This window comes from Pseudomonadota bacterium (assembly GCA_010028905.1).
In the GTDB taxonomy this organism is placed as follows: domain Bacteria; phylum Vulcanimicrobiota; class Xenobia; order RGZZ01; family RGZZ01; genus RGZZ01.
The window spans coordinates 1-5,129 of record RGZZ01000365.1 but is presented as its reverse complement, the minus strand read 5'-3'; the positions used below and the strand labels follow the sequence as shown (position 1 = coordinate 5,129).

General features: G+C 66.7%; 4 protein-coding genes. 1 reads left to right on the top strand and 3 read right to left on the bottom strand.

Translation table 11 applies throughout. The annotated features are described in order from the left end of the window. Entirely contained in the window at positions 1-600 is a 600-nt protein-coding gene (locus EB084_19145) for a hypothetical protein (GenBank protein ID NDD30379.1), read from the top strand. Here EB084_19145 and EB084_19140 read toward each other — a convergent pair. From EB084_19140 to EB084_19130, 3 genes are all read right to left on the bottom strand, one after another. Continuing rightward, positions 569-1,927: a hypothetical protein gene (locus EB084_19140; protein NDD30378.1), complete on the bottom strand. Its 1,359-nt coding sequence runs from the start codon at positions 1,925-1,927 to the stop codon at positions 569-571. The two genes, EB084_19145 and EB084_19140, sit on opposite strands and share 32 nt — an antisense overlap. 38 nt (positions 1,928-1,965) lie before the next feature. Then, complete coding sequence (locus EB084_19135) at positions 1,966-4,446, bottom strand: DEAD/DEAH box helicase (protein ID NDD30377.1); 2,481 nt, start codon at positions 4,444-4,446, stop codon at positions 1,966-1,968. 15 nt (positions 4,447-4,461) lie between these two features. Then, a partial coding sequence (locus tag EB084_19130) for a hypothetical protein (GenBank protein ID NDD30376.1) occupies positions 4,462-5,129 on the bottom strand: 668 nt, incomplete at its 5' end.

Here is a 5,129-nt window from a genome sequence, read left to right as displayed (position 1 = left end):
ATCCACAACGGTGAGGAGGCCACCATCAGCCTTCGGAGCAACCCGACCACCGGCTACCAGTGGAGCGTGAAGGCGATGAAGCCACAGCACGGCTTCACCATCGACAAGGGCGCCTACGTGCGACCCACGTCGGCGGCCCCGGGCGCGTCCGGATGGACGGTCTATCACGTGAAGCAGGGAGAGACCGGCCTCACAACCCTCGTGTTCACCTATGCGCGCGCATTCGAGAAGGGAAAGCCGCCCGCCCGCACGTTCACCGTGGTTGTGCGCAGCGAGCCTTCGACGAGCGCGGCCCGCTCCACGAGCCAGGTGTTCTACTGTCAGCCGGGAGACGAGTTCAGCATCCCGCTGGCCAGCCCCGATGCCGCGTGGACCTGGAAGCTGATGGAGCGCAGCTATGATGGCGGCGTGCTGCAGTCGCTGGGACGCACGGTCGTGCCGGCCCCCGCGCCAAAGCCGAAGCAGAAGCCACAGCCCGCCACCACCATCCAGCGCTTCCGCGCCGTGGGCGTGGGCGACACCAAGGCCATCCTGACCTACGAGAAGGAAGGGGTCGAGCACGCCGCCGTCAACACGACGGCGGTTCGCGTCGAGAAGTAGTCGCCCTGGCTCGCTCCTTCCGCAGCAGCGCCTCCTCGAGGCGCTGCTTTCTTTTCTCGAGCGCGGGGCGCTGATCCGGCCGACCGTGGAAGATCGCAAGCGCGCGTTCCACGATCGCGAGCGCGGCGTGATGATCTCTGTGCTGATGCTCGAGCACCTTTGCAATCTCGTGATAGGGGTGTGGCTCGCCGAGGGCGTTCTCCTCGATCATCATCTGCCACAGGGACAGCGCGCGATTCGTCTCTCCCTGCTTCTTGTGCAGCGACGCCAGTCGCTTGCGCGCAAGGTAGCGGGTGACGGCACTCGCCGATTGCAGCCCATCGCGCATCACCGCCTCCGCGCGGACGGCATCCCCTCGAGCGGCGTGCAGCGCGCCCAGCCCCGCGCGCTCCTCCCCGTGTCGCAGCGCGGCCACCGTGTCGGGTGACCCGGCCGGAAGCACGGCGTCGCCAGGATCGCTGAGCATGCGCAGCATGCGCGCGCCGAGCAGCGCCAGTGTGATCACGTCCCACTCATTGTGACGGATCACGGCGCGCATCCCATCGGTGCGACCGCTGCGCAGGTAGGCATAGTACTCGCCCGGTATGCTGGCACTGTCGATGTCGTGACCGCGATGCCGTTGCAGCACGTCGCGCTCCAGTGTCGCCAGGCGGCAGTCATCGAGGGCGTTGCGCCAGATGCGACGCGCTGGATGCAGCAGATCGAGATGGGGCCGCTCGTCGAGCAGGCGCTGGCCCTCGGGGAGGCGGTTGAGAACATAGCGATCCCCCAGCGCGCGAACGTCGAACGCCCTGCCGTTGTACGAGACGAGGAAATCATGGGCAGCCGTCAGCGCGAGCAGATCGGAGAGCATCTGGTGCTCTCCGCCGAGATGGGTGAGGAAGAGCTGCGTCAATCGCGGCGCGCCATCGACCAGGTGGAGGCAGCCGACCAGGAAGACCACCGTGCTGGCGCCGCCGAGACCGGTGGTCTCGGTGTCGATGAACAGCGCTCGATCCGCCTGATCGCTGCGCAGCCGTGCCTCGGGTGCGAGCGTGCGCGCATGATCCTCGTGCCAGCGCTCGGTCCAGTCACGCAAGCGCTCCCCCGTCTGCGCATCGAGTGTGCGCTCGATGCGCAGATAGCCCGTGCTCTCATCGCCCATCACGCGCGCCCCCGGCAGCAGATGCAGCGGTTCCGCACGCAGGGGCTCCAGGTCCGCAGGCTGGCCCTCCACACCGAGACGGCGCAGGCGATCGCGCACCGATGACGCAGCCTCCTGGGGCGAAGGAGCAGGGGCCGCAGGGGCGCTGACGCCGAGGGCGGCAAGCCGGGAACGCAGATCCACGATGTCGGTACTCCTCGGACTCGGCTTGACGATGGGGCTCAGGGCAATGCGGGAGACGACACGAGAAGGGCGCTGAGAATGGCCCGTGCCACTTCCTTCGAGCGCACGCCCACCTCGTTCACGGGGCCGACGCAAGACGGGCACCCGGCCTCGCAGGCGCAGCCATCGAGCGTGTCGCTGGCCTCGCGCAGCAGGCGGGCGTGCACGTCGTACAGCGCTGACGAGAACCCGATGCCGCCAGGATAGCTGTCGTACAGGAAGACCGTGGGCTCGAATCGATCGAGGCTCTCCAGAGAATCGACAGCCAACGCCGACGGTCCTGCCAGACGCATCCCCTGCTCGAGCACCACGGGTGGACCGCTCTCCGGCCGCTCGAGGGTGTAGCGCCCCCGCGCCGCATCCTGCCCCACGAACCATCGCGCATTGAGGTCGCCTACACACTGGGCGATGTCTCCGATGTCGCACATCAGGTGAATGGGCGCGAGGTGATGGAGCACGTAGGCCAGTCCCACGACGCCGTCGAGGATCTCGGCGCGGGTGAAGCCCAGCGGTCGCCAGGCCTCCTCGCGCAAGGTGAGCCAGTAGCTGGTGGTGTGCATCTCCTGATCGGGGAGATGCACCTCGCCATACCCCACGTTCTCACGCGTGTGGAACTTGATCTTCTTGAAGCCGGACACCCGCCACGCCACGTGCACCTCGCCGTGCTCGCGCGTGGCCCCAGGCAGGCTCTCCGACTCGAAGGTCTCGAGGATCTTCACGGACGTGTTCGTGATGGCCTCGGTGTAGTAGTCGACCTCCACCTTGCGAACATACACGCGGCGCTGATCGTACTCGATGCGACGAACGTTGTACGGCTCGGTCTCGCACATGTAGATGGCGTCTTGATACACCGTGGTCGGCGCGCTCCGATAATCGACCTCGGCGATGACCCTGTTGTCACGCGTCTCGTCCATGATGACGAAGTTCTCGGTGGAGATGCTGCGCAGGCTCACCTGATCGGCCGGATACACATCCTGCGCCCAGTGCCAGCGGTCGCCGTGACGCTGCAGAACCCGCTCCTCAGCGAGGTAGTCGAGCATCTCTATCAGGCTCTCCCGCCCGAAGCGCTCATCAGCCTGGAACGGCAGCTCGAAGGCCGCGCACTTCACGTGGCTTAGCAGGATGAGGAGATTGTCCGGGTTGATGAGCCCCATCTCGGGAGGGCGCCCGAAGAAATATTCCGGATGCGTCACGATGAACTGATCCATCGGATCGCTGCGGGCAACCAGCACCGCCACCGAGCGCTCATTGCGCCGGCCCGCGCGGCCCGCCTGCTGCCAGGTGCTCGCCACCGATCCGGGATAGCCGGCCAGGACAGCCACATCGAGATGCCCGATGTCGATGCCGAGCTCGAGGGCGTTTGTGCTCACCACGCCGCGAATCTCGCCGCTGCGCAGACCACGCTCGATCTCACGACGCGTGTTGGGAAGATAGCCGCCCCGATAGCCGCGCACGGTGCCACGCTCGAGCGGGGTGCGCTCGATGTCTTCCTTGAGGTAGCGGGTGAGCACCTCGACGTTCTGGCGGGACGTGGTGAATGCGATGGTCTGCACGCCCGCCTGCAGGAAGCGTGACGTGATCCAGCGCGCCTGGTTGATGCACGAGCGGCGGATGCCGAGCTCCGGGTTGATGACCGGCGGGTTGTAGAAGATGAACTCCTTGCGCCCGCGCGGAGCGCCGTTGCGATCGACCAGGGCGACCTCGCGCTCGATGAGGCGAGCCGCCAGCTCACCGGGGTTGGCGATGGTGGCGCTCGACATGATGAACGTGGGCTGTCGATCGCCCTGATAGAAGCGGCAGATGCGTTGAAGCCGGCGCAGCACGTTGCACAGGTGGCTGCCGAACACCCCCCGATAGGTGTGCAGCTCGTCGATCACCACGTAGCGCAGGTTCTGGAAGAGGCGGGACCAGCGCGCATGATGCGGAAGGATGCCGCTGTGCAGCATGTCCGGATTGGTGATGACCACGTGGGCGCGCGCGCGTATGGCCCGCCTCGCGTCGTCTGGCGTGTCTCCGTCGAAGGTGAAGGCGCGGATGCCCGCCTCCTCGCCCAGGAGGTCGGAGGTGTCTTGCAGCTCAGCCAGCTGATCTTGAGCCAGGGCCTTGGTGGGAAAGAGGTACAGCGCCCGCGCGTCCGGATCGGCGAGCAAGGTGTTGAGCACGGGCAGGTTGTAGCAGACGGTCTTTCCGCTGGCGGTCGGTGTGACCACCACCACGTCGCGCTGGTGCAGTGCGTGTGAAACAGCCTCCGCCTGATGGGTGTAGAGGCGCTCGATGCCGCGAGATCGCAGGGCCTCGACCAGACGTGGGTCAAGCCCTTCCGGCCAGTCAGCGTGCTGCGCCTCGCAAGGCTCAACGGTGTGCACCGCCGTCACGCAGTCGTCGCGCTGCACGGTGGCGAGGAGCTTGTCGACCACGCCTTGAAGGGCGAGCGAGGTCCGGGTCAGCGGCGCGAGATCATCGGTGGGCAAGAGGGACATGCGCGCTCGAGGGCGTCATCCGGCGACGCCCACCTCCCGTCCTCCGCTCTGCCCGCCTCCCACGAACTCATACACCTGCAACGGCTGCGGCCGGCCGCTGACATAGACCCGCTTGAACGGGGCAGCCTCGGGCTGGAGCTCGGTCTTCACCCGTTCCCAGCTGGCCTCGCAGAGCATGCAGTACTTGCGCTCTGCCGCAGAAAGGTCATGCAGGCGGCGGGCGGCATTGAGCAGATCGCGCCGCACCGGCTCGTCAACGCTGCCGTCTTTCATGGGTCGAACCATCGCGGTGAAGATACCCGCGCTCAGGAATAGGCTGGAGGCGTTCCCCTGCACCTCCGGGCAGCCGCTGCGCTCCGCAAGCATCCCCACCTCTTCCTTCAAGCGCTTCACCGCCTTCACGGCGCAGGCCACCGGGTTCTGCACGATGGACCCATCGAAGAGAAGGACGTGCATCGGTCCCGAGCCCTCGAGAACACGCCCACGGCTTATGGCTGCGATGGCCTCCACCGTGCGCTCGTACATGCCCACCACATCGAAGGCATCGAGGGGATGGCTCTGATCGAGCAGCTCCTGAAGCATCTGCACGCGGGTGTAGAGAACCGCGACCTCGGTGAGCGTCTCGGGTTCGGGGCCGCTCTCTGCTGCAGGTCGGCGAGACGGCAGGATGCCTCCCGGCAGGA